The sequence below is a fragment of the Gemmatimonadaceae bacterium genome (assembly GCA_035633115.1).
In the GTDB taxonomy this organism is placed as follows: Bacteria; Gemmatimonadota; Gemmatimonadetes; order Gemmatimonadales; family Gemmatimonadaceae; genus UBA4720.
Window position 1 is genome coordinate 1 of the sequence record DASQFN010000123.1, and the last position, 1,998, is coordinate 1,998.

Here is a 1,998-nt window from a genome sequence, read left to right on the forward strand (position 1 = left end):
CATTGGTAGATCCTTACACTTCCTTCGGCGGCTGTCCGCCGAGTTGGGCGTCAAGACCCCCTTTCAAACCGTGCATGCGGATTTCCCGCACACGGCTTACGGGTGGCCTCTCGGGTCGTCGCATTACGCAGCCTCCGGATAACGTACGATGCCTCGTAGGCGATAGAGCCCCAGGTTCCAGAAGGACTCGCGCGTCCAGCGCTCTGCCTCGCCCGGTCTCAGATGACGTCCCTTGCGCGCGAGGCGCAAGTGACGTAGCCGTTTCCAGACGTAGGTGTCGAGCTGGATGAAGCGCTTGGCGGCATTGCCGGTGCGGAAGTAGTTGCCCCAGCCCCGGATTATCGGGTTGAGATCGGCGATGACCTCGCGCAGATCCGCGTGGCATCGTGACCTCGGAGTCAACGCCTTCACGCGCTGCCTTATGCGCTGCATCGAGCGCTGGGACGGCCATCGCTGGAGGAAGTAGAGCTTGCGCCCCGTCATCTCCCAGAGCCGGCCGCTCAGACGCTTGTGCAGATGACAGCCGAGGAAATCGAACCCCTCTTTGCCGTCGAAGAGCTCGACCCGCCTCGTCTTATCCGGGTGCAGCTCGAGACCGAGGCGGCCCAGGATCACCCGGATCCGCTCCTCGGCCTGCTCGCACGCCGATCTCGTGCGGCACATCACCACGAAATCGTCCGCATAACGCACCAGCGTCCCCAAAGGGGCGCTATGGCGCGTCCACAGCACGTCGAGCACGTGCAGGTAGATGTTCGACAGCAAGGGCGAGATCACCCCGCCCTGCGGCGTACCCAGGACCGTCGGGTACACCTTGCCGTCCTCCATCACTCCCGCCTCAAGCCACTGCCGCAGCAGCTTGAGCACTTGCCGGTCCGAAACCCGCCGCGCCACGAGTCGCAACAGCTTCTCGTGGTCGATCGACCCGAAGTAGTCCCGGATGTCGGCATCGAGCACGTGGTGATGCCCCTTGGCGCCGAGCTTCCTCAGCGTCTCCAGTGCATCCGTCGCACTCCGCTTCGGCCGAAAGCCGTACGAGACCGACAAGAAATCCGCCTCGAAGATCGGCCCCAGCACCAGCTTCGCCGCCATCTGAACTACCCGATCCCGTACCGTCGGAATGCCCAGCGGCCGCTTTCTTCCGTCTGCCTTCGGGATATACCGGCGCAGCACCACCTCTGGCCGGTATTTCCTAGCCCGCAGCACGGCGGCCAGCTCTTCAATGAAGCGCTCGACGCCGTACCGCTCGATGTCGGCGATCGTCTCGGCATCGACGCCCGCCGCACCTTTCTTGGCCCGTACCCGCCTCCACGCCTCCCACAGGACGTCACTCCTGTGGATGTGGTCGTACAGGGCGTGAAAACGCCTTCCCGGGGACCGCTTGGCTGCGGCCCACAGTCGCCGTTGCAGGTAGCGCACTTTCTCGCGCGGCCCAAGGCCGCCGGGGTTGTTAGGTCCGGTCTTGCCGGCCATTCCCTCGCACGTGCCTGCTCCGACGACAACACCACCCCAGGGACCCTTCCCTCCCGCGGCGTTGTTCGCCGCCGCGATCTGCGGTACTACGATCCCCTCGGACTCCCGCTGCGCACGCCCCGACTTCGCCTTCGGCTTATACGGGCGCGCTCGCCGCGACAACGGCTGCGCAGACGGGCCTCTCGTGTTCCGCGCCTCTCCTTGCCCACGTGCTGCGCCCCATACCCCGCCGGGACCCCAAGCAGGCTCCGGTTCTCCGGCTTGGAACATGGCCTTCGCCGTGACATGAGCGGCTCGGCTCCCGGGTTGTAAATCTGTCGAGGCTGCAGGCTTCACTTTATGTTGCGGCCCATGGACTTGCTCCCCGCTACACGGCTTGCGCCGCCTCGCGGGCTTTTGACGCCCCGCTTGGGCGACGAGGTCTCCCTCGCTCACCTGGGGCCTGCTACTCGGCGCTCCGGCGCTTACCGAGACGGGACTCACACCCGCTGGAGACACGCAGCATGCAGACGCCAACCCTAACCGCGG

1 protein-coding gene is annotated in these 1,998 nt (G+C 65.6%); it reads right to left on the reverse strand.

The features are described from left to right. Positions 1 to 123 precede the first annotated feature (123 nt). Entirely contained in the window at positions 124 to 1,470 is a 1,347-nt protein-coding gene (gene ltrA, locus VES88_19160) for a group II intron reverse transcriptase/maturase (GenBank protein ID HYN83604.1), read from the reverse strand. Positions 1,471 to 1,998: the final 528 nt, after the last annotated feature.

Excerpts from the sequence above, each read along its gene's own strand:
- ltrA (HYN83604.1), bottom strand. The coding sequence starts at position 1,470 with ATGGCCGGCAAGACCGGACCTAACAACCCCGGCGGCCTTGGGCCGCGC.